This is a genomic window from Desulfofundulus thermobenzoicus, from assembly GCF_009428905.1.
Classification (GTDB): Bacteria; Bacillota; Desulfotomaculia; order Desulfotomaculales; family Desulfovirgulaceae; genus Desulfofundulus_A; species Desulfofundulus_A thermobenzoicus.
In genome coordinates this window covers 106,146-130,216 of sequence record NZ_WHYR01000002.1, presented here as the reverse complement: position 1 = coordinate 130,216, position 24,071 = coordinate 106,146, and the positions used below count along the sequence as shown (strand labels likewise).

17 protein-coding genes are annotated in these 24,071 nt (G+C 56.0%); 10 read left to right on the top strand and 7 right to left on the bottom strand.

From position 1 onward, the window contains the following. Window positions 1–66: 66 nt before the first annotated feature. From GFC01_RS01520 to GFC01_RS01500, 5 genes are all read right to left on the bottom strand, one after another. Window positions 67–834, bottom strand: a complete 768-nt coding sequence (locus tag GFC01_RS01520) for an SIR2 family NAD-dependent protein deacylase (protein WP_152944867.1) — start codon at window positions 832–834, stop codon at window positions 67–69. A gap of 84 nt (window positions 835–918) precedes the next feature. After that, window positions 919–1,308 (bottom strand): zinc ribbon domain-containing protein, encoded by a 390-nt coding sequence (locus GFC01_RS01515; protein ID WP_152944866.1) that lies wholly within the window; start codon window positions 1,306–1,308, stop codon window positions 919–921. Window positions 1,309–1,413: 105 nt separating this feature from the next. Further along, the gene (locus GFC01_RS01510) at window positions 1,414–1,698 is read right to left on the bottom strand and encodes a hypothetical protein (protein WP_152944865.1); all 285 of its coding nucleotides are present in this window, start codon (window positions 1,696–1,698) and stop codon (window positions 1,414–1,416) included. Between the two features lie 230 nt (window positions 1,699–1,928). Next, the gene (locus GFC01_RS01505) at window positions 1,929–2,147 is read right to left on the bottom strand and encodes a helix-turn-helix transcriptional regulator (protein ID WP_152944864.1); all 219 of its coding nucleotides are present in this window, start codon (window positions 2,145–2,147) and stop codon (window positions 1,929–1,931) included. Window positions 2,148–2,347: 200 nt separating this feature from the next. Further along, window positions 2,348–2,671, bottom strand: coding sequence for a hypothetical protein (locus GFC01_RS01500; RefSeq protein WP_152944863.1), 324 nt, complete (start codon window positions 2,669–2,671; stop codon window positions 2,348–2,350). A gap of 339 nt (window positions 2,672–3,010) precedes the next feature. Between GFC01_RS01500 and GFC01_RS01495 the strand changes: the two genes are divergently transcribed. The 8 genes from GFC01_RS01495 to GFC01_RS01460 all read left to right on the top strand — a co-directional run bounded on the left by GFC01_RS01495 (window position 3,011) and on the right by GFC01_RS01460 (window position 8,503). After that, complete coding sequence (locus tag GFC01_RS01495) at window positions 3,011–3,640, top strand: GNAT family N-acetyltransferase (RefSeq protein ID WP_152944862.1); 630 nt, start codon at window positions 3,011–3,013, stop codon at window positions 3,638–3,640. An 80-nt stretch (window positions 3,641–3,720) separates the two neighbouring features. Continuing rightward, window positions 3,721–4,008 (top strand): TFIIB-type zinc ribbon-containing protein, encoded by a 288-nt coding sequence (locus tag GFC01_RS01490; RefSeq protein WP_152944861.1) that lies wholly within the window; start codon window positions 3,721–3,723, stop codon window positions 4,006–4,008. 136 nt (window positions 4,009–4,144) lie between these two features. Continuing rightward, the gene (locus GFC01_RS01485; protein ID WP_152944860.1) at window positions 4,145–4,747 is read left to right on the top strand and encodes a hypothetical protein; all 603 of its coding nucleotides are present in this window, start codon (window positions 4,145–4,147) and stop codon (window positions 4,745–4,747) included. Between the two features lie 142 nt (window positions 4,748–4,889). Next, the gene (locus GFC01_RS01480) at window positions 4,890–5,384 is read left to right on the top strand and encodes a CBS domain-containing protein (RefSeq protein ID WP_152944859.1); all 495 of its coding nucleotides are present in this window, start codon (window positions 4,890–4,892) and stop codon (window positions 5,382–5,384) included. Between the two features lie 368 nt (window positions 5,385–5,752). After that, window positions 5,753–6,253 (top strand): CBS domain-containing protein, encoded by a 501-nt coding sequence (locus GFC01_RS01475; RefSeq protein WP_194174742.1) that lies wholly within the window; start codon window positions 5,753–5,755, stop codon window positions 6,251–6,253. Window positions 6,254–6,634: 381 nt separating this feature from the next. Next, a complete protein-coding gene (locus tag GFC01_RS01470) occupies window positions 6,635–6,880 on the top strand; it encodes a hypothetical protein (protein ID WP_152944857.1) in 246 nt (81 codons plus the stop codon). Between the two features lie 13 nt (window positions 6,881–6,893). Continuing rightward, the gene (locus GFC01_RS01465) at window positions 6,894–7,973 is read left to right on the top strand and encodes a sulfite exporter TauE/SafE family protein (protein WP_152944856.1); all 1,080 of its coding nucleotides are present in this window, start codon (window positions 6,894–6,896) and stop codon (window positions 7,971–7,973) included. A 290-nt stretch (window positions 7,974–8,263) separates the two neighbouring features. Continuing rightward, window positions 8,264–8,503 carry an alpha/beta-type small acid-soluble spore protein gene (locus tag GFC01_RS01460; RefSeq protein WP_423244356.1) on the top strand — a complete coding sequence of 80 codons (240 nt, stop codon included), beginning with the start codon at window positions 8,264–8,266 and terminating at the stop codon, window positions 8,501–8,503. Window positions 8,504–8,688: 185 nt separating this feature from the next. On the opposite strand, the gene GFC01_RS19175 is transcribed toward GFC01_RS01460, so the two are convergent. Next, window positions 8,689–9,216: a hypothetical protein gene (locus tag GFC01_RS19175; RefSeq protein WP_243137132.1), complete on the bottom strand. Its 528-nt coding sequence runs from the start codon at window positions 9,214–9,216 to the stop codon at window positions 8,689–8,691. Between the two features lie 166 nt (window positions 9,217–9,382). Further along, the gene (locus GFC01_RS01445) at window positions 9,383–21,064 is read right to left on the bottom strand and encodes a 5'-nucleotidase C-terminal domain-containing protein (RefSeq protein WP_152944855.1); all 11,682 of its coding nucleotides are present in this window, start codon (window positions 21,062–21,064) and stop codon (window positions 9,383–9,385) included. 669 nt (window positions 21,065–21,733) lie between these two features. Between GFC01_RS01445 and GFC01_RS01440 the strand changes: the two genes are divergently transcribed. Together GFC01_RS01440 and GFC01_RS01435 are read left to right on the top strand one after the other, a co-directional pair. Then, on the top strand, window positions 21,734–23,305 hold the full coding sequence (locus tag GFC01_RS01440; protein ID WP_207707566.1) for an SLC13 family permease: 1,572 nt from the start codon (window positions 21,734–21,736) through the stop codon (window positions 23,303–23,305). Window positions 23,306–23,444: 139 nt separating this feature from the next. Further along, on the top strand, window positions 23,445–23,933 hold the full coding sequence (locus GFC01_RS01435) for a DUF1640 domain-containing protein (RefSeq protein ID WP_152944854.1): 489 nt from the start codon (window positions 23,445–23,447) through the stop codon (window positions 23,931–23,933). Window positions 23,934–24,071: the final 138 nt, after the last annotated feature.

Here is a 24,071-nt window from a genome sequence, read left to right as displayed (position 1 = left end):
TTCCCGCGGGTGACTCCTTTGAACGGGTAACGGTTCGTTCCATAGTGTTCCACAGAAAGATCCAGCCTACCCCGCCTGCTGGCCGCCCAGGGGCTCCCCCAGTTCGGCCAGCAGGTCCCGGAAAACCCGCCCGGCGCTCTCGTGGATTACCAGCCGGGCCTGTTCGTCCCAGGGTGTGGGCTCCCGGTTGATAATTACCACTTCCCGGGCAAAGCCGGGCAGTTCCGCCGCCGGGTAAACCTGCAGGCTGCTGCCCACCACCAGCATCAACTGGCATCCAGACAGGGCCCGGGTGGCCTTAAAAAAGTCGTCGCTCATCCGGTCCTCGAACAAAACCACATCGGGCCTTAAAACCCCCTGGCACTGGCTGCAGCGGGGCGGGTTTTGCCCGCTGTTCACCTGTTCCACCAGGAAGGAAAAGGGGTAACTGTGACCGCACTGCATACAGTGACAGGTACGCAAATGGCCGTGGATCTCCCAGACACAACGGGAACCGGCCTCCCGGTGCAGGCCGTCAATATTCTGGGTAATCACCCCCACCAGCAGGCCCATTTTTTCCAGCCGGGCCAGTCCCCGGTGGGCGTCATTGGGCAGCGCCCCGGTAAAAGCGGTCCAGCGGGGAAGGTTTATTTTGTAAAAAGCGGCCGGGTCCTTTTTTAAAGCACTGAGAGTGGCCGTTTTCATGGGATCAAATTTGGTCCACAGCCCGGTGCCCGGACTGCGGAAATCGGGAATGCCGCTTTCCGTGCTTACACCTGCGCCGGTAAGGGAAAAATTGCGTTCATGCCGGCGCAGCAGATCGGCCAGTGCCCGAATCTGCCCGGTATAATCCATAAAACCACCCCGTTTGGCTTGAAATGGTTTAAATCGCAGGAACCGCAGCCCTGCTGCGGTTCCTGCCTCGTTTGACGCCGGAATTTATTCGGCAGCATCATCCTTTACCACCTGTGCGCCACAGTAGCTGCAGAAGCGCCCCCCCACGGGCAACTCCAGCTTGCATTGCGGGCAAACCGGCGGTTTCGGCTGCAACCGGTCAATTTGTTCCTGCACCGCCTGCATATCCCCCTCCACCTTACGGGTGGCGGATAACAGCCGGTCAATTTCACCGTCCAGCCCCGCTTCACCCTTAAAGCGCCTGTAAACCAGTTCGCCCAGGCTCAAACAGTTGGCCTCCATTTCCTTTTCCAGACGGGAAAGGTCAAACTTTAGTTTGGTGGCCTCCAGAAACTCCCCGGAACGCCTGGTGACTTCCCTGGCCTTGCCGCCCAACCCCTTGGCCGTCTCCCCTATTTTTTGAAAGATTTCCATTGGCTTCAGCCCCCTTTGCCGTTTAATCCGGTTGGCATCGGGCAAGTATTCGACGGAGGGAGAGTTAATTCCTCCTGCCTGAAACCGGGATTTGTTATTTTATGGTTAAAAGGACTTTTCTTTCAGGTAGTTGAGACCGGCAGCAGATATGATCACCGGAAAGCAGGAAATATAACCGGGACGCAGGAAATAGCGGGGCAGAAGACCACTGGTATTTAACCATCCCCGGTTAATGAACGCCCTGACCAGTTGAATGGCCTCTTCTTCACTCAAATTACATTCCTTCATCAACTGGGGCATTACCTCTTCAGGAAAGAAATGATACATCTGAATACGGTACATGGCACTTAATATTTCTTTCATACGCTTTTCGCCCCACCCCGTGGCCACTTAATGACCCCCTTCCCCGGTTGGCCGCCAGAGATGCCATACAATCCATGCCGTTATCAACACCGGTACAATGCAGGAATAACAAAAAACATAACCACCGTTTGCTCCGGCAATATGGCGCTAAGGGCATTATTTCCCCTAAATGGCCGGTAAATCAGCCTTTGGGCGTGTTGTCCACGCTTACTCCATAACGATGACGTTAACAACACCACAGCCGGCAATACGGCCGGCTAGGGAGCATCATATTCTATAAGGTCGTCCAGGGAAATATCCGGCAGGTATTTTTTTAACCTGTCCTTTATTTTACAGAACATCTCCAAACTGGGCTGAATTTTTTGTTCTTCCCAGCGTTTGACATACCATGGATTCACATCCAACATCCTGGCAAATTCATCCTGATCCATATGCAGTGAAAGACGTATGTAGCGCAGCCGGTTGCGCACGGTCATGCCAGTCCCCCTTCCGGGGAAACCTCCTTCAAACAAGTCGTCGGTCGTCAGACGTCAGTCGTCGGGTTAAGATTTGACCCGCTTCTTCCAACAGATATTTTCATCCGTCGCGATGCCGCTATTAGCGGCATGGGAACTCCTCCCAGGTACAGACTCACAAATTAAACCCGCAACTGATGCGGGTTTAAATGATATGGACATTACCTGTCCATGACACCATTCAACTTTACATATAGTGCCCGTTCCTCATCATCAAACCTGGCCTCGTATTTCCCCCGGGGGGTAATATTAAAATGCTTAAAGAACCCTTTGCCGAAAACCTTGGTTTTCTTAATTTGCATGCCCCCTTCATCTACCCCCCGAATCCGGACCATGTTTGAATCCCGATCGTAGGCCAGTTCCACATGCTGTACTCCCAATTTCTCCCTGGCCACATTATTTAAAACAATAGAGCTTTTAGAGAAGGAAACCATGGGTGCCTTTTCCGCCCTCTCTCCACGGGGCTTGTAAACCTCAAAAGCCATTTACCACAACTCCTTTATAATCTTTTTGAGGATATTATAACCGATAATATCACTTGCGTCAAATACTTAAGGGATAAACGCTCATTTTTTATTTAATGCCACCTGTATATGTCCCACCCCCGGTTAACAATATTAACACCGGGGTAAAACTTTTGCTATGAACAAATAAAACGCTTGACAGCAGGCAGCCCCTGTGCGAATATTTTTAAAATAACATCTTTAACCAGCTGTATTGTAAATGAGGGCCTGTTCCGCTTATAATAAGGCTAAACGGTTATTATCCAGGTCCGAATGGTTATTTTAAAAGCCTGAGTGGTTGAAAGGGGGAGGTGGGGCCAAATGACCACTGGTAAAATGGAACTGAACACCCCCAGAGGATTGGTGGTTTTCGAAGGTCCGGTAACGGACCGCTATATCGAAGGACTGACCATGAATGAAGGGCTGACCAATTTTCGCCTGCCGGACCAGCAGCAAAAGGCCCTGATGACCATCACCAACCTGCCTGACGGGATGATCTTTCTGGCCAGACACAAACAGGAAATCATTGCCTATGTCACCTTCCACCATCCCGACGAGTTCTCCCGCTGGAGCAAACACCCGCGGGTGCTGGAAATGGGCGGCATCGAGGTATCTCCTTCCTGGAGAGGTTGCCGCATCGGAGAAAACCTGCTAAAACTGGCCTTTTCCCACCCCCGGGTGGAAGACTTCATTGTCATCACCACCGAATATTGCTGGCACTGGGATATGAAGAGAACCGGCCTGGATGTGTGGGCTTACCAGAAGATGCTCACCAAACTGTTCGGCCGGGTGGGGTTGCAAAAGGTAACCACCGACGACCCGGATATTCTGGAGCACCCGGCCAATGTGCTGATGGCCCGCACAGGCAGGAATGTGGGCAAGGAGGATATTCTCCTCTTTGAGGAAATGCGGTTTATGGGAAAGTTCGGCCGGGCGGTGAACATGAGTTAACGCAATAGAGGTTGCAAATCCTGCCTTTTCTGGTTATAATGGAAATGATTATATAATCAGAAAGGGAAAGGAGTTTTTGGATGAAGGATTGTCCTGTTTGTCACATGCCCCTGCGGGAAGTGCCCCGTTACGGGGTGATGATGGATGTGTGCCCCCGCTGCCGCGGGGTATGGCTGGACGGTGGCGAACTGGAGAAGGTGGTATCCCTTTCCCGGAAATACCGTGATGAGTACGAACATTATCCGGAGGGCGATTATCAGCGGGAATTTCACCACGACAAAGACCACCACTACGATTATCATCACGACTACCATAAACACAAAAAGAAACGCGGTTTTTTTGACCTCTTTGAAGATCTGTTTGATTAGCCAGACCCCCGTTGGGGGTTTTTTGTTTCCCCCGGTGCCGGTAAGCAGTGTGACCATCCTCACAGACAACAACCGGCGGCGGCGATATGATTGATTTACCATAAAACAGGATCCAATGCTGAAAGGAGGATGTCCCATGTCCATCTGGAAATGCCCCGGACAGGACCGGAGCTTCTGGAAACCGGAAGATATATTCGAGTCCCCCTGCCCCAATTGCGGTCAAAACATTGAGTTCTGGAAGGACGACGTAACCCTGCGCTGTCCCGCCTGCAAACAACTGGTAACCAACCCCCGGTTCAACCCCGGCTGTGCCGCCTGGTGCTCCTACGCCAGTAAATGTCTGGGGGAGGCGGCCAAAACCATCCAGAACCAGCCGGCCATAGTGAAAAACCGGCTGGAAGTGGCCGTGCGCAAAAAGCTGTCCCAGGAACCCGCTTTGTTAAGCCGCGCCCTGAAAGCGGCCCGAAAGGCCGGGGAACTGGCCGAAGCGGCACAGCTGTCCCCGCTGATTCCCGTAGCCGCCTGCCTGGCGGGTATACCGGCCCGGGAAAAGGGGTGGTCCATGGAAGAGATTACCAGTATACTGGAACAGGCGGGTATAAAAGATGAAACGAAAGGGGAAATTGTGCGGCTGATTGAGTCCCCGGACACGGGGGATGGGGTCGACCCCTACCGCCGGGTTTATGAACAGGCCGTGGCCGGAGCTCCGACCGTGCAGGAATCCACACCACCGGCTTAAAGCAGTAGTCTTTTCCCCGGTCTTCCCGCCAGCCTGAAAGACGGGTTTTTTCGTCCTTGCTTCATGATTGGCATGAATATTGCCTGCTCAAATATACTAAAGATGCTCCAGATGCAAAACCAGGGACCGGGAGGTATGGACAATGACGGAGGGACGAAAGGTCAGGGAAGTAATGATCCCCATTCACGACTATTCCACGGTCCGGTGGGACGCCCCCCTGAAAGAAGCGGTGGAGATTCTGAGATCTTCCCTGCACCGGGAAGGAAGGGTATGGTACGGCTTTCACTCTATCGCGGTTCTGGACGGCAACCAGCACCTGGTCGGTTTGTTGACCCTGCGCTCCCTTTTGAAAACCTTGCAGTTTCACGCCATTTCCCGGGACGCCTGGTTGAAGGGTTCATCCTGGGGCTGGTATTTTGCCCACCGTTACCACCGGCAGGCCGGGATCCGGGTGAAAGACATCATGCGCCCCCTGGCCCTGGCCACCATACAGGCTGACGACACCGTGTTTCAGGCAGCGGTGAAAATGATCACCCACCGGGTGAACTCCCTGCCCGTGCTGGAAAAACGAAAGGTGGTGGGCATGGTCCGTACCATCGACGTGTTTAATCTAATCGGAGAGCTGCTGGCCGGATAGCCGCCAGGTAACGCCCCTGAATTCATCCGGGGCGTTACTATTCTGTGAACCCGCTTTACGAACCCCCTCCCCGCTTTTCCCCCTTCTCACCTCCCGCCTCCCACCTCGGCTTTTCCCACTTCTCACCTCCCGCCTCCCACCTCTCAATTGACCGGTTTCTGTACACCCGGTTGTGCAGAAACGGGTCAGCAGAGGATTGCTCCTGTGGCTACTTTCACAATCCCGGCCCCGGGCATATCTTTTGCCTCCGATCCACCCAGCCCGCACCATTCAAGCCCTGCCGGCTTTTCCCTCCGTTATTTTTCCGCCCTTGTTCCCCCTGGCACATAATTTGCTCATTTCCAATGGCAGGTGGAGGGGGTGGTGCAATGACCCTGGTCAAAGAGGTTATGGTTCCCGTAGAAGATTATTCCACCATCCATGAAGAGGCCACCATTAAAGAAGCGGTTGCCGCCCTGCGGTCATCTTTCCACAAAAAAGGCGGCGCGGTGTACGGCCACCACTCCCTGATTGTACTGGATGACCGGGGACAGCTGGTGGGATTGTTGACCCTGCGCAGCCTGCTCTCGGCAGTCAGCGTCAGGGCGCTGGTGGAAGATGTCTGGATCAAAACCGAAAGCTGGAGCTGGTACTTTTTAAACCAGCTGCAGGAGCAGGCACAAATTAAGGTCAAAGAGATTATGCGCCCCATCGAAGTAGTGACGGTAAAACCGGAGGAGAATGTGCTGCAGGCCGCCATGCTGTTGTACACCTACCAGGTCAACTCCCTGCCGGTTTTGGATCGGGGAAAGGTGGTGGGTATTCTGAGAACCATAGACGTTTTCGGTTTCGTTGGTAGTGGTGAGGTAAACGAGCTATTAACATCGTGAAAGCGCCGGACACGGGGTACAGGTTAGGATTTCTTGCACTTGTGGTGGCGTGCACATGCAACCGGGATCGCCGGCCGGTGGAATGCCCTTCACAGGTGCCAACGGGAGGAACTTAAAGGTTTATCAATTATACAAAGGGGGGTTGATGGATTAAAGGAAGGTTACATGACGGATTGCCCGGGTGGCAAATGGCCAGAGTAAACCCAATAAAACCAGTTTAATCTGCCCGGCACTCACAGACATTCGGATGTTGTTTGAGGAAATGTACACGGATTAAAATAAATTACTCCGGAATTACCTTGTACCAGTGAGTGCCGGGCTACTTAACCAGGCAACTGACGTCCGAACACCGGCAACTAATTTTGAGGGAGGGAAAATACCATGGCCGAAAAAACAAACGGAAAGAAACCTTTTGTACAGGCGATAATCTGGGGGGTTTTGTCATTACTTGCCTATGTGCTGCTCTTCACCAATCAGGACCTGGTGACGCAGTATTTCAGCCAGGGCGGAGTTTTTGCTATCGCCATCCTGCTCACCGCCATGCTTTTCTCCTTTGTACACGGTGCCTTTGCCAGCTACCTGCTGGACGTGGTCGGCATTCAGCCGTTGAAAAAGACCGACCTGTAGGAGGGTGGTTAATATGCATGATGTAGGCGGAGAAGTGGTCAAGCAATTCATCACTCTGGACGGGTTCAGCATCTTCTTCCTGCTCTTCCTGGGCTTTCTGGGCGGATTGATCAGCGGGTTCATCGGTTCCGGAGGGGCCTTCGTGCTGACCCCCGGCATGATGAGCCTGGGTGTTCCGGCCGCCGTGGCCGTGGCCACCAACATGTGCCACAAGTTTCCCAAGGCCATGATCGGCGCCTATAAGCGTTATAAATACGGACAGGTGGATCTGAAGCTGGGCATTATTCTGGCCCTCTCGGCAGTGGCCGGGGTGCAGGTGGGCATCCAGATCCAGAAATGGATCTTGAACAGTTGGGGTGAAGCCGGTTCAGACCTGTATGTGAGTGCGGTTTTCGTGGCCATATTGATCATTTTGGGCATCTATATGTTCGGCGACGCCCGCCGGGCCATGAAGAGCAAAGCAGTGGAAGCCCCGGGCAACCTGGCCAGGGCTATCCAGAAAATCAACATCCCCCCCATGATCAAGTTTCCCGTGGCCCATACCCGGGTATCCCTCTGGATAACCATACCCATCGGTTTTGCTACCGGCATGCTGGCCGCCACCATCGCCGTGGGCGGTTTCGTAGGGGTGCCGGGGATGATCTACCTCCTGGGCACCACCAGTCTGGTGGCCAGCGCCACAGAAATGATCATCGCCTTCGTGATGGGTTTGAGCGGCACCATTAACTGGGCCCTGGGCGGATTCGTGGATATCAGGCTGGTGGTACTGATCATGGCCGGATCCCTGCTGGGCGTTCAACTGGGAGCAGTGGGCACCACATACGTCAAAGATTACATGATCAAATACGTGATGTCCAGCATCATGATTATCGTAGCCATCAGCCGGGCTATAGCCATACCCAACTACCTGAACAAGCTGGGAATCATCGCTTTAACCAAAGAAGCCACGGTCCTGCTCAGCAATACCAGCTTCATTATCATGTGTCTGGCCCTGATAACCGGGGGCGTAATCATCCTCGGCTCCATGTGGAAGCGCAAGCGGGAAATCGCCGCCCACCAGGCCAAAATGGGGACCATGGCAGTCACACGGTAAACATCTAATGCTCCCGGGGTTTCACCCGGCCACACCGGGTGAAACCCCACTGTGGCTAATTCGCCCGTAAGGGGAGGAGTCCCTCACTCCTCTACTTCTTTTAAAAGGCCCTTTCCCCAAAAGGGCCTTTTTTGTCTGCGCCCCCATCGCCCCCCACTGCTCCCTGACCACATTACCCGGCAGGCGGGATATTACCTGCAAAAGCTCCGGGTGTCGAAGCCGGGCCGGAAAAGGCAAAAGTGGGTATAATTTTATTTTGTCCGGTAAAGATATGACCGAGGTGATGGCAGTTGGCCAGAAAAGACCGAAACATGGATCGTGCCGCCAGAGCCAGGGACGAATTGAAGTGGGAGACGGCCAGGGAACTGGGGCTGGACGATGACCTGAGCAACCCCGGTGACCAGCTGACTGTGCGGGAAGCCGGCAAAATCGGCGGCAATATGGTGCGCAAGCTGGTGAAGGCCGGGGAAGAGGCCCTGGCTGAGGAGGGAAATCTCGCCGCAGAGACAAAAGGGCCTGTGCAAGAGTAATATGGCGTGAGGAGATAACTAAAGGCAGCCAGTAAAGGCTGCCTTTTATTTGTTATTTGAGACCAGCAGTTTTTTCACTCACTTCCGTCATTTCAATTTCACCACAGTATAAGGGTGAATGATTACTTCAATGTAGTCCTCACCGGGCACGCCGGTCCAGGGCGGCCTTCTCCCGTAGTATCTTTTTATTGTCCAACCGCCGGAATTTCCGTAATTTTTAAGTCAACACGGTAGCCCAACCGGCAAAGGAAGTTTTGAATATCCTCCCAGGTCAGGCCGAAAGCCTTTACGTCGGCCAGACCCAACCGGCCCACGATCTCCCTGATGGTTTCCAATTCCCTTTCATTAAAATCCAATTCCATCATGGACATTTCCGCCCAGTCCACCAGGTCAGCCAGGTTAATGCGGTGGTACAGGTAATCAATTAATTTTTGGGCAAGTTTATTGCGGGTTAACTTCATTTCTATTTCCCCTTTCACTTTTCTTTGGCCTTTATCTTCGGGGTATTTTTCATGTATCTCAACAAGGTTACCCTGATCATCGTATATTTCCTGATAGAATCGCATAGTTTCTTCCCGGTCATTGACCTCTTTCACATATTTCGCCTTCCATCCGCGTTTCCCCGGCACTTCGTAAATATAACGCCGCCCACCACCCGGGAGTTCCGTCCAGAAGCGAAACTTTCTCTCGTTTTCTTTCCGCTTATCTTTCAATACAAGCATCCCCAGGAAGGTTCTTGTATTATTCTAACATAAAATGTTTAACCGGGACAACAGTAAAGGCAGACGCATGGAAGCATCTGCCTTTCGGTTATAGCTGTAACTTAGTACCTTATAACACCGGAGCTATGAACACCAGCTGCCGGAGCCGGCAAACCTGTTACAGTTTGCCTGCTGTTTGCAGCACCCGTTTGAGCATAACCACCGCTTCCGCCCGGGTGGCGTTGGCCGTGGGGGCCGCCAGATTGTCCCCCCGTCCCGAGACCACGCCGGCCTTTACGGCCGCCGCCAAGGCGTTGGCCGCCCAGGAAGCGATTTCCTGCCGGTCGTTGAAGCGGGCCAGTATCTGTACCGCTTCGCCAGCGCCCACTTCCGCCGACCGGCCCAGTTTGGCCAGGGCGCGCACCATCATGGCCGCCATTTCCTGGCGGGTAATCTGCGCCTGGGGCGCAAACGCTGTGGAGGAGACACCCTTCACCAGTCCCGCCGCGCAGGCTTTGGCCACGCTCTGGTGGTACCAGGCGTTATCCGGCACGTCCTTGAAGGGTATGTCGCTGCTTTCCGTTACGCCCAGGGCGTTGACCAGCATGGCCGCAAATTCAGCCCTGGTGACCCGGGCATCGGGGGCGAATTTGCCCGGCGCCACGCCGTGAACCACATCTTTTTCCGCCATGAGTTCGATGTCCTTCTGCGCCCAGTGACCCTGGATGTCGGCAAATGTCTTCACCGCTGGCTGAACCACCTTTTCTAAGAGGGCATACTTGCTAAAGTGGCTCGTTTCGGTTATTGCTGTGCCGCTCTTTTCATCGTAGGTGGTGGGCAGGGTTTCCCAGGCCTTTTCCGCTTCGTTATAACGTCCAATCACCAGGCTGGCGGCCTGCGCCCGTTTATCCGCCGGCACCGGCAGCACGATTTTTACCGGGGCGCTGAAGGTGGTGAGGGTTTGTTTTTTGCCGTCCTTCGTATAGGCCGCCAGTGCCAGTTCCACCATGTCCGAGGCCAGCTTAAATTGTCCGGCGTTCTTTGCTTCCCTCACTATACTGCTGGCGGTGTCACCGGTCACCGGTTTGGCCTGGACTTCCACCCGGGTCACCCCGGCCGCCAGGGCTGCCGCCGCCTTTACTACGTCCGCCGGAACAACCAGTTGTACATCGCCGATCTTCACTTCCACCGGCCTGGCTTCCTTTACCAGGCGGTTGACCTGTTCCATTTTCAGGGCCACCGCCCCTTTGTCCCGGGCCGCTTCCAGGGTTATTTTGCCGGTTTTGGCCGCCTGTTTGACGGCGCTGTCAATAACGCTGTCACTTACCGGTGTGGTTGCTCCAGATGGCGCTCCGGTGGACAGGCTGCCGCCGCCGCTTGAACTGCCACCACCATCATCACCACCGCCACCACCGGGGGGTGCCGGTGCTTTTCCTTCGGTGATCCGTCCTTCCGCCTGCGGGTTGACCGGGCTGTGTTTTTGCAGGTATTCCTTGAAAACTTCGTAGTCCACAAAGCCCATGTCGTAGACCCGGCTGGCTTCTTTAAAGACGGTGTAGCCGTCCCCGCCGGTGGCCATGAAGTTGTTGGTGGCCACCAGGTATTTAGCGCTCCGGTCAATGGGCTGGTAACCGTTCGCTGTCTTAACTTCCACCTTCACAATACGCTGGCCGGCCGGTTTCTGCGGATCCCAGGTGAATTTCATCCCGGCTACCTGCGGGAATCGCCCGGCTTTTTGCTCTACCTGGCTGACGCCGTTTTCCAGGGCGTCAACCACCTGTTGACCGGTTAGTTCCAGCACCGTCAGGGTGTTGCCGAAGGGCATGACGGTGAGCACTTCACCTAAGGTGATGTCCCCCCGGTCTATGGAGGCCCGTATTCCGCCGCCGTTGATGATGGCCATGACCGCCCCCGCCCGGGCGCCCTTTTCCAGCATGGCGTCGGCAATCAGGTTGCCCAGGTTGGTTTCTCTGGTGCGCACATTGTTCCGTTCACCGTCTAAGGCGACCTGGGTGCTCCCCACCACGGTGTTTTTAAATGTTTCCAGGGGCGTTTTGTAGCTCATCAGCCGGTCGTATACCGCCTGGTCCACTGCGTAGGTGTAGTTGCCCCGGGCGTCTTTGGCGGTGATGTCCAGCAGACCGCCGCCGTAGTTGGTGACCAGACCGGTTTTGTCGAAGCTTACGTCCAGGCGGCCCAGGTACCTGCCGTATTCACCGGCCTGCACCACCAGGGTGGGGGTGTGGTACTGGCTGTCAGTGACCACCGTGGGGTATTGATCCGGTTTGGTGTGGCTGTGGCCGCCCACCACCACATCAATGCCTTCCACCTGCTGGGCCAGCTGAATGTCCTTGTCCCAGCCCAGGTGGCTGATGGCGATGATCTTGTTGATACCTTTACTGGTTAACGTCTTAACCGCGCTGTCCGCCGCGACCAGGGCGTCGTTGATTTTGATGTTCGGGCCGGGACTGGATATTTCGGCGGTGTCTTCGGTGGTAACCCCGAAGATGCCCACCTTTTCGCCGTTTACGTCCAGAATTACTGCCGGGTATATGCTGCCGCCCAGGGATGTGCCGTATACTTCTTCACCCACCGAGGTCCGGGCCAGGTCCTTTAAGGCCGGCTCGGCGCTGAAGTCAAAGTTGGCATTTACCAGCGGGAAGCGGGTCGCTTCTTTATAGCCGTCGGCGTAGTTACCCGTGATAAACGTGGCCAGCCCCTGCGGACCCTTGTCAAATTCGTGGTTGCCCAGGCCCATGGCGTCGTAGCCCAGCATGTTCATGCATTCCAGATCCGCCTGGCCCTGGTACTGGGTGAAGTACAGGGTGCCCGAGAAGACGTCCCCGGCATCCAGCAGCAGGCTGTTGGGCGCTTCACTGCGTATCTGTTTGATGGCCATGGCCCGCCGGGCCACCAGCGCCCTGTCGTCGTCCAGGTGGGCATGGGTGTCGTTGGTGTGCAGGATGGTTAAGTTCCAGGTTACCGGCGCCGCCGTTAAATCAATTTCCCCGTCATTATCAGCGGGTCCGGGATCCCTTCCCAGGGACAGCAGTACCTGGCCAATCATCTTGGTCAGGGAATCGGTGGATCCGGCCATGCCCTGGATTACGGGCATCAGCTGCGGATCAATGGTTTCGTCCCCCTGATAGTGGCTGACCAAGGCGTTCACCAGCAGGTCCTTCGCCGTCAGGTTGGCCGCCACCGGCGTGGACAACTTTTCATTTGCCTGCTGCAGGGCCTGCTCCTGGGGCACACCCTGCTTGATTAATATGCCGGCCACAAATTGGGGCACCAGACCGTTTAATCCCTGCACCAGGTAATCCCGGGCGTAAGTGGTAAAGTCCTTACCACCTGTGTCATAATTAATTGATTGGATCTTGTGGGTAGCAATATTTAGCTTATGATCCGGCGTAATCTCCACTATCCGGTAAGGACTGGGATAGGTCACCAGGGAGCCGGTTTCAATGTCGTAAAGGGTTTTATCGCCGAACTGTTTTTGCACTATATCCTGGGCATGGAAGTGGCCGGTGAAAACCACCTGCAGGCCGCTGGCAAGCAGTTCTGAGGCAACGTGGTCCGCATCATGCACAATGTATTCCGGGAAAAACTGGCTCTGCATGCTGAAGTGGTTGATCAGGCCGTGGTGCATCATGCCAAGAACAGTTTTTCCCTGGGCCACAGCTTCACTGATCTGCTGTTTAATCCAGTTTAGCCGTTTATCGTCGAAGGCGCCGGCGGTTTGATGCGGGTTGTACAAAGCCGAATCCATCGCGATGATGCGCAAGCCTGGCATCGGCTCCACCACATAGCTCAATGAATCCGGATCTCTGGCAATCGCTTCACCATAACCGAAATCCCTATAAATGGACTGAAATGTTTCCGGTGAAACATTGTCCACGGGAGTTGTTTTATCCCCTTCGTACTTGACGGCGTTAGGATTATTCACGTCGTGGTTGCCGTCAATCACATAAACCTTTTTGCCAGCCTGTTTCAATTCCTCCAGCAAGCCAGCAAACTGCTGGTGGCTTAAAAGCTCACCATCCTTGGTCAAATCGCCAGGGATGAGGACCACCTGAACGTCACTGGCCTTGATGGCATCCACCGCCGCCCGGGCAATGGCCGCGCTTTCGGCAATGAGCTTGCGGTCTTGGGCCACGTAGTCGTCAAAGGGCTTCGATGGCTTAACAAGCAGTTCCGGGGCAAAATAATGGGGGTCGGAAAAGACGGCGATCTTAACGCTACCACCCTGAGCTTTGCCCTGAGTAATACGCCCTTCCACCTGCGGGCTTACAGGACTGTGTTTTTGCAGGTAATCCTTGAAGACCTCGTAGTCCACGTCGCCCATGGGGATGACCTTGCTGGCCTGCGTAAAGACGGTGTAGCCATCCCCACCGCCGGCCATGAAGTTGTTGGTGGCCACCAGGTATCTGGCATTGCGGTCAATGGGCTGGTAACCGTTCGCTGTCTTAACTTCCACCTTCACAATACGCTGGCCGGCCGGTTTCTGCGGATCCCAGGTGAATTTCATCCCGGCTACCTGCGGGAATCTCCCGGCTTTTTGCTCTACCTGGCTGACGCCGTTTTCCAGGGCGTCAACCACCTGTTGACCGGTTAGTTCCAGCACCGTCAGGGTGTTGCCGAAGGGCATTACCTCTAGCACCTGGCCCAGGGTGATGTCTCCCGCCGGGATGGAGGTGCGGATGCCGCCCCCGTTCTGGATGGCCAGGGTAGCGCCGGCGGGCCGGGCCCGCTCCAACATGGAGTCGGCAATCAGGTCGCCCAGGTTGGTCTCGCCTGTCCGCGCGGCCGGGTTGCCGCCCACCAGGTCCACCGTGGTGTGACCCACCACCGTCTTCCGGTACTCCTCCAGGGACCCGGCGTACTCGTCAAGCTTAGCCTTGACCTGGGGGTCTTCCGGGTAAATATAATTGCCGCTGGCGTCCTTGGCGTTGACCTTTATTTCGTCGCCGCTCCAGGCCACCGGCAAGCCATTGGCGTCAAAGGAAACGTTCAGCTTGCCCAGGTAGGAACCGTACTCGCCGGCCTGCACCACCAGGGTAGGGGTGTGGTACAGGTCATCGGTGACCACCGTCGGGTAGTCGGAGGGGGCGGGCAAGGTATGGCTGTGGCCGCCCACAATGACGTCAATCCCTTCCACCTCCCGGGCCAACTGGCGGTCACGGTCCCAGCCCAGGTGGGTAAGGGCGATGATCTTGTTCACCCCCTGGGCCTCCAGGGCCGCCACCTCGTTTCTCGCGGCGGCAAAGGCGTCGTTGATCTGGATGTCCTTGCCGGGGCTGGAGATCTCGGCCGTGTCCTCGGTGGTCAGGCCGAAGATGCCCACCTTTTCCTGGCCCACCTGTTCAATCACTGCCGGCCAGATGCCGCCGTAAACGGACTGGCCCACGCTGGCGTCGCCGGTCTGGGTGTGGGCATAGCCGCTCAAGTACGGGTCAGCATGGAAGTCGAAGTTGGCGTTTAACAGCGGGAAATGGGCCTGCCGCACAAACTCCGCCAGGGTGGCCGGTCCCTTGTCGAACTCATGGTTACCCAGGGCCATGGCCTGGTAGCCCAGCATGTTCATCAGGTCCAGGTCGGCCAGCCCCTGGTACCTGGTAAAATACAGGGTGCCGGAAAAGACGTCACCTGCATCCAAAAGGAGGCTATTGGCCGCCTTGGCCCGCTCCTGTTGGATTACCGTGGCCCGCCGGGCAATATCGTCCAGGTGGGCGTGGGTGTCGTTGGTGTGCAGGATGGTCAGGTGCCATTGACCGCCCGACTCGCTGCCCGTCACTTCCAGCAAGGCGTATTTGCTGAAATGATCCAACTCGGCAACCATCATGTGATTTACGCTGTCGTATGTGGAAGGTTTGGTTTCCCACAGCTGTGCCGTTTCATTATAATAGGCGATGCTCAGCCGGTCGGCTTCCGCCAGGGGCCATTTTTCCGGCGGTACGGGCAGGCTCAGCCGCACCTTGCTTTGGAAGCCGGATACCAGCTGTTTGGTCCCGTCTTCTTTTACCGCCTGGAGAACCAGATCTACCATCCGGCCCGCCAGGGCATACCGATCCTTATTCTTCGCCTTACCGGCCAGATCCCTGGCTGTGGTGTCGTCCACAACCGGCGTATGAATCTCCACCAGGGCTGCGCCGGCAACCCTGTGCAGCGCATCCTGCAGCAGCGCCGCAGGCAGCTGTACCGTAACCTGTTCGGACGCAACTTGCACCGGTGTTTCTTCATTAACGGCGCTAATGATGCGCTGCAGCTGATCCGCAGTGAGAGCCACCCCCTGGTTACCCGCCGACACTTCTATGGTCACTGCACCCTTGCTGCCGGCGTTCCCGATTGCTTCATCAAGGGTGCGCTCATCAACAGGATTCACCGCGCCGGGTGGCAGTTCAGTGCCTCCGCCGCCACCACCGCCGCCTTCTACGGTTACTTTAAAGGTGGTGCTTACACTGCCACCCCTGCCGTCGCTAACCGTTACCGTGATGGTGGCTGTCCCGGCCGCCACCGGCGTCACCTGCAGGCCGCTGCCCGCGACCGCCGCCGTAGCTACGGTGGGGTTACTGCTGCTGGCATTGTAGGTGAGGGCATCCCCCTCCGGGTCGCTGAAGACGCTGCTTAAGTCCACAGTTATGGCCGGCCCGCCGGCTGTGGCGGTCCTGTCATCCATTGGCCTGGCCAGCACCGGCGGATTATTAGCCGGCTGTCCGCCCCCACCAGGCGGTTCCGTGCCTCCGCCACCGCCAGGCGGAGTATAGGGCGGAGTATAGCCTGCCGCCACATCTCCCGGGAAGCGCACCCGTACCCGGGGGCCGGCGGCGCCCACTGAGGCGATGCCGGTGACGGTGTACTGTTCACCGGCCTTCAGGCGGCTCATGTCCACGCCCAGGTAGCCGTCCACGTGGATGTAGGCCGCGCCCGAACCGTCGTCAATCTTGAAATACTGGGCCGGTTCGTTGACTTCAGTGATGGTGCCGCCGGTCTGAACCAGCATGCCGGTGTACTGGGGCAGCATCACATCACGGGTGGACAGTTTCAGCGGCTGTACCGGCGTTCCCGGTCCCACGTAGAGCACTTCCATTTCGGCGTTTTCATAGGCCAGTTCCAGTTCACCTTCGAAGTATTGCACCCCGCCGGTGGCGATGACCACCGTGCCCACGGGCAGTTCCCTGCCCTGGGTGCCGTAGAGGCAGATGCCCCCGGTGGCGTCCTGGATGTACAGGGCGTCGAAAAAGTTGCTGGTGGGCGCCGTGACCACACCCTGCACAGTCACAATTTCACCTGGTTTGGCGTTCTGCCGCACGTCGGCAATGGTGCGGGTGCGGTTGTTGTGGGCCAGCCAGTCAATGAGCCGCAGGGTAAAGGCGGTATTGCTCACGTCGTTGACAATTTCATAGTCGGAGTAGAAGTATCTTCCCGCCACCACCAGCCGGCCGGAGCCGATATTTTCTTTCGCAATTAGCGGTATTTGATCACCGTTGGGGCCGGCGGTCTGGCTGGGGTCGTTTTCGTCGCCAATGGCACTGTTATAGGTGTAATAACCCGGCTGCACATTGAAATTATAGGATGTCTTGTTCCCGGCCACCAGGACCTCCAGACCGCTGGCCGGGTCGTTGGTCAGGGCCTGCAGGTTCTCGTCCACCAGGGAGCAGCCGCTGAAGTAGCGGATGGCCTCCAGGTTGGCGTTCAAGCCGCCGGGCGCCGGCGGTATGGTGCGGGCGTAGACCGACCATTTCATGCCGCCGCTGTAGTTTTTGGAACTGTTGGGTTCGTAAACGTTATCGTTGTTGAACCGGATGCCCGAGCCCAGCCTGGCCAGCAGGGGGTTGAGCATGGTGCAGCCGTCATTGTAATTATTCCCGGCCGTTCCTGCAAACTGGTAGTTGGACTTGCTGGCCAGGAGCAGGGATCCTCCGTTCTTCACCCAGGCGGCCACGGCATCCATCTCGGCTTCCGTCAGATTTTTGCTGTAATCGGTGGGTGTATTGAGAATCAGCACATCCACGCCGTTCAGCAGGTCCGCGGTAATTGGCTGCGTATTAAATGAAGCTTCATAACCATAGCGCCGCAGCAGTTCCATCAGGTTGTTGTGGGTGCCGGGCACCTCGGCATTGCCGTGACCCTGGTCAATGAGCACCTTTTTGCTGTTGGAAGATACCACCTTCACCGCTTTGGACAGTTCGGTGACGGTGGTCACACCGGGAATGGGCGTCAATACGGCATATATGCGGGTCTGGCCGGCCGCCGCAGGCCGCCAGGTTACCTCCACATCCTGCTTGCCCCCGGCCGCCAGGTGGGCAATGCTGCCGCTGCCGATGAGATTGCCGTCGCTGACACTGTCATGATAAAATTTCACTTCCAGGTTATCCACCGGCCGCACGCCCATATTGGACACCGCGGCGGTCAGTTTCGTGGCATATCCCGGCAGGGTGGGCTCGGGATTGATCTTCAGCTCCACCAGCTTGACATCGTTTTCCCCGCCGGCCACAAAGATGGGGCTGGAAAAGCCCAGTTTACCCGTCTTATGGTAAACCTTCACCACATACCAGTGGGAGCCGGAACCGGGGGTGACGCTGGGGTTCCAGGTCACACTGGCCTGGCCGCTGCCGGGCTGGCTGGCGATCACTTTGCCCCCGTTGGTGACCAGTTCCAGCTTGTCTATGGGCTGGGCATCATCACTGGCGGTGATTGCAAAGTTCAACCTGCCGTCCGGGAGATCCTGCGGATCCAGGACGCTGCCCATCCAGTAGCCATTGGCCTTGACGGTCAGCTCCAGGGTACGGGTTTCGGTGGAGTACACCCGCCGCTCCCGCAGGGCTTCAATGAATTCGTCTTTAGTTAACTGATCGGCCACCACAACGGTCAGGTTGTCCGGATCGCCCCAGTTCCAGGAGTGGTTGTCCTGGGCGTTTACCGCCCCCACATGCCAGCCGTTGTCCAGGGCACGATAATACCACTCCTCGGCCCGGGTGTAACTGTAAGGCGGTGACCCGTTGCCCACTTCAATCAGGTTGACGATGCGGTCCACTTCCGGCACATAGGCCAGGTTGTTGAAGGAGTCGCTGGGCCAGTTGGGGTGGTTGAACTCGGCCACGGCGTTGGGCTGCTTCTCCAGCCACTGATAGAACTCGGAAAGGGCCGTCATGGTCTTTTTGGCTTCCACATACTTATCCGTGTTGTGGACGTTGATGTGGCCCCAGTCGCCGGAAGTCATCTCAAAGCCCCGCAGGGCCAGGAACTTGCCCGGGTGCTGCCGGTTGAACTCTTCGGCCATTTCATTGGTCCTGGTCCACTCGGAGCCGGGCTGGGCCAGGAACTCTCTGGTCGACTCCAGGTACTGATCCCCTTCGAGCCAGTTGGAGTGGTCGGTGACCACCAGGAAGTCCAGCCCCTTTTCAAAGGCGTGCCGGTAGGCGTCCGCCGGGGTACCCTGGCCGTCGGAGAAGGAAGTGTGGGAGTGGGGCACACCGAAGTAGAAGTGGGGCGTGGCCACACCGTCGTCCACCACGAAATACCAGGCGTACTCCTTTGTTTTATAGGCGGCGTCGGTCACCGAAACCTTCACGTCGTGCTCGCCGAAGGCCAGGTTCTGCGCCGGGGTGTAGGTTACGGTGCCCCTCTGCGTTACAGCGTCAAAGTATACGGCTGCATTCACGGTGACATCCTGGTTGTCCAGGTAAATCTTTACGCTTAACGGATCGATGTCCGCCCCGCCCTTTTCAAAGGAAGCGGAGATGACCGGCTTCCGGTTGTAGGTAAAGGCCATGTTCGCCGGGTGGGCATTGTAGACCACCGGTGCATCGTCTGCCACAGCCTGCTTTTCCACAATGTCGGTAGCGGCGCGGGGGAAGATCTGGTAGCCGCTGGTGTACGGGCTGGTACTATCGTACTGGCCCACAATGCCGGTGATGATGCAGGTCTTGCCCACCTGTAAAGCGCTGGCCGGATCAATGCCGGTGGTGGTCATCACCCGCAGGATGATCTCATTGCCGCCATTGGCGTCGGTAATCTTTACATTATACCCGCCGCCGCTGTCCGGACTGGAAGGGATACTGCTCACTTTGGCCTCTACCCTCACCAGGGTTCCTTCCAGGGGCTCGGCGGTATCAAAGGCGGCTAATTTGGAAAGGGCTGTATCCCGGGCGGGCGGTAACGCATTGCCATTGCTGACAATAGTAAGGTAGTTTGGATTGCTGCCGGGGCTCAGTTCGGTCAGACCTTTGTAAAAGGCCACCTTCCCGGTCACCCGCACCCGGTCGCCCTGGGCCACGTCCGGCAGGCCGCCGGCGGCATAAATGGCAATGCCGCCCGTTTCATCCTGGACGTAGATGGTCCTGCCGGCATCCAGCACTCCTTTGCCCACCAGGGCAATTCCTTCGATAGTAATATTATCTTCATTTAACCGAATGGGCTGGCCGCTGGCGTCAACCGCATCCACCTGGTTGATGGGCGTAACCCCCGGGGCGGGACTGCCGTCGCCGGTGGTGAAGCTCCAGGTAATATCACCGGTCGTCTCGTTCCCGGCGGCGTCCTTCACCGCCCCGGCCGGTACGGTCACGGTGTACTTGGTGCCGGGGGCAAAATCAGGGTGGTTGATGATCAGCTTCGCCCCGCTGACGGCATAGGTCACACCGCTGACCGACTGGTTGCTGGCGTCTTTGATGGTGACGGACCCGGCATTACTGCCCGCAAAAATACTTTCATTAAAGGTTATGCTCACTTCGGCGTTAAGGGCCACACCGGTGGCATTTTCAGCCGGGCTTAGACTCTGCTTTTCAGGTGGCGTGGTATCAGAACCGCCGGCAACAGTGTCGTTTGTCACGGCCTGATCGCTGAAGGGTGGCGCGTCGTTACCGGCCACATCCTGGAGGGGTTTTTCCGCCGGCACCGCATAGCTGACGGTTACCACATTGTCCGCATTAACGGCCGCCGTCAGGGTGAGGGTTACCTGGGTGCCGGAAATGGAAACGTTGGTGGGAGCGGCCTGGGGCTGGCCGTTCACCTTTACGGTGAAATAGACCGCTGAGGGCACGGAAGCAGTATCCAGGGCTTCGTTGTAATTGAGTACCAGCTGATCGCCGTTGACGGTGGCCGAGATAAGAGCCGGGGGTTTTGTGTCGCCACCGCCACCACTCGAGCGCAGGCTGTTGATCCAGCTGGTATTGGCGTCATTGTTACCGGCTCCAGGGGTAGTTGCCGGATTGGCCCCATCGTCAATAATGCTCCAGTTGCCAGCGGTATTCACCCCGGCAGCATCACCGCCGTTATAACGGGCTGCTTTGGTTGAGCCAACAAGGCTTAATTGAGGTGTCTGGGTTGTATCGGAGCCATAAGAAATGCCGTCCACTACCCGATCCGCCGCATCCCTTAAAACCACCGCATCCCCGCCGGAATTATTCAAGCTACCCCAGTTACCGGAGAAAAGGGTGGAATTATTATGAGGGATTACCGCGTTGAAATCGCCATTCCCAAAATCCAGATCGTCTGCCGGGAAGTTAGGTATCTTGCCGGTAACATTATTATAAATGACAATTATAGTGCCGGCAGGAACGGCAGACCATTTGTCGTCATTGGTGAAAGAAAGATCTCCAGGCGAGTTGTCGCCCAGGTCCCAGCCCCGCATGTCCACCGTGGAACCCGGGCCGGAGCCCACAACCACCAGCTCCACCCACTCAAAGGAATTGCCGCTGGTACCCTGGCCGAATTCATTGATGATTACCTGGCCTGTTTCGGCCGCCTCCGCCTTCCCCGCCCCCATGGGCCCAATGGGCAAAATCCCGGCCACCATGATCAGGGCCAGGAGGACGGCTACAAGAGCATTCAGGCGACTGTGTCCCTTCCGGACACGTACCATGGTTTCAACCTCCTTTGTTTAAAGCTTGTCCCAAACATGCCTCCAGGCCTGAACAGGCCCGCATTCCGCGAGCCCGTCCCTCCACAAATCCGCGGGCACATTTTACCAGAGAAATGTTAAAATTAAGCGGTACCAGCGTTAGATTGCTGTTAGATGTATGTAAAAGTTTTATTATGGGAAGGCGCCTGTTTTTCTGTTCAAAATAAAGCTTTACTACTTCCGTACCATAAATGTACCCCACAGGAAGCGCTTCTTTAATTTGCCAAACAAGATATACACGAAATAGACATAAAGAACAATATGTTCACAAACTTGTTAGCAAACTGAATAAAGCATTATAATATTCAAAAAGTCGGGAAGTATCTGCAAGTAGCGCTGGATAGCGGCGGACAGGTTATCCGAATGAAAGGAGGTTGATTATCCAGAGCAAATGAAAAAGAGAAGCTGAAGTGACAGAATTATCATGTATTTTTGTCTTCTATGAAAATGACAAAAAACTTTTTAATGTATTTTAATATTAGGTCCGGACAAGCACCGTGCAATTCACTGAATATAATCCTGGGACTCCATCTGAAACTGTGCTAATCAATATCATAATTATCTTTTTAGCAACAATTTATCCACTACTCTTAAAAGCGCAACTTTTAAAAACCGCAAGGAGTGATTGGTATGGCTTCAGTAAAGGTAGATACCCTGGGCCGGCCTCAGATGCCGGAAACGCAACCGGTCCGGGAAACCATTTCCGAAGCGGAAGAGCGTTTCGAGCGCATCCGGCGCACCACCGGCCTTTTTCTGGCTCCGGCATTATTTCTGCTCATTTATTTCTGGCCCATGCCCGGGCTGAAACCCCAGGCCCATACCCTGGCGGCGGTGATGGCCTTTACCATCACCTGCTGGATCACCGAGTGCATTCCCATCCCGGTAGCTTCGTTGCTCGGGCCGACCCTGGCCGTGGCTTTTGGAGTGGCCGGCGCTAAAGAAGCCTACACCGCCATGGCCGATCCCACCGTGCTCCTTTTCCTGGGTGGCTTTGTCCTGGCCAAGGCCATGGAGGTGCACGGCCTGGATAGGCGGTTTGCCTTACGCATCCTTTCCCTGGGTTCAGTTTCCCGCACCAGCACCATGATCCTGCTGGGCGTGGGCGGAGTGACCTGCTTTTTATCCATGTGGTTGAGCAACACCGCCACAGCAGCCATGATGTTCCCCATTACCATGGGTGTGCTCCTGGCCCTGAACAGAATCATTGCCTCCATGCACGGACGGGAAGTCAACAACAGCAAATACCAGACCGGCATGCTTTTGATGATTGCCTACGCCGCTTCCATCGGCGGCATGGGTACACCCATCGGTACGCCACCGAACATGATTACCATCGGCCTGATTGAAAAGGCCACCGGACTGCGTATAGCCTTTTTCCAGTGGATGATGCTGGCCGTACCCATCATGTTGCTCATGTTCCTGGTTATGTGGGTTTACTTTAACTGGCGCTGCCCGTCGATACAAAAGGACTTAAAGGGCGCCGCCGACTTCATAGCCACTGAACGAAAAGCCCTGGGCACCTGGAAGAGGGGTGAAGCAAATGCCCTGATTGCCTTCCTGGTGGCCGTGGCCCTCTGGGTCACCCCGGGGGTAATCGCCCTGGTCAGCGGCACCACTTCACCCCTGTTTAAAGCCTATAACAACATCTTCCCGGAAGCCAGTGTGGCTTTAATTGCCGCATCTTTGCTCTTCTTCCTGCCGGTGAATTTTCAGCAGCGGGAATTCACCCTCTCCTGGAAGCAGGCGGTGAACATTGACTGGGGTACGCTGTTGCTCTTCGGTGGCGGTCTTTCTCTGGGTGAAATGATGTTCAAGACCGGCCTGGCCGAGGCCATGGGCAAGGGGCTGGTATCCATGACCGGTGCTCACACCCTGCTGGCCATTACCGCATTGGGACAGCTGGTGGCCATTCTGCTGACGGAAACCACTTCCAATACCGCTGCGGCCACCATGGTGGTGCCCGTGGTCATCGGCATCGCCAGTGCCGCCGGAGTAAATCCCATTCCCCCTGCTGTGGCCGCCGGCCTGGGGGCGAGCATGGCTTTCGTGTTGCCCGTATCCACACCACCCAACGCCATTATCTACGGCTCGGGCATGGTGCCCATCACCCAGATGGTGAAGTACGGTTTTCTGCTGGATGTTATCGGTTACTTCCTGGTCCTGGCCGGGGTGCTTATTCTCACTCCACTGGTGGGGCTATAATAAAGAAACGAACCGGGTACCTTAACCAATTTACCCGCACGGGTCCGGCAGGACCCGTTTTTCGTTTCCTCTAAAAATTTATGCTTGCTGTAACCAGCTTTCCCTGATATGCTGGAAGCAGAGGGTGGTGATTCGTCTTATGGAAGAAGTTAAAAAAGAGATTGCCGCCACTTCCGATGAGCAGGATTACCGCCGGGAAGGACAGATGTTTTTCCTGGGAAGCTGGGTACAGGGTGAAATACGGGATTTGCGCAATGAAATCCGCGAATTGCGCAAGGAAATGGCGGAAAAAGAAACCGGGCTAAGACAGGAGATAAACACCGGAAATAGTTTACTTCGTCAAGAAATTAAAACCGTAGAAAACAACCTGCGGCAGGAAATTGCCGACCTGCGGCAGGAAATGAAAACAATAGAAAATAACCTGCGCCAGGAAATGAAAACAATAGAAAATAACCTGCGGCAGGAAATTGCCGACCTGCGGCAGGAAACCAAATCTCTGGAAAACAACCTGCGCCAGGAAATTGCCGACCTGGCCCATGGAATCAAAGGTTTATTCTGGGCCACCATCGGCATCGCCGTGGCTGCCCTGGCTGTAACCATCAGTGTAGCCATTAAGGTATGGCGGTGACTGATGCAAGTTAACCTTGTCCCCGCAAAACCACCCCAGGAACTGCGTGGTTTTTTGAAGGTAGGGACATTCTGGCGGGAGGAAGATGATCGTGCTTGATTATTACCGATTATTCCCTTGGGTGGAAAGTGGCGGGCA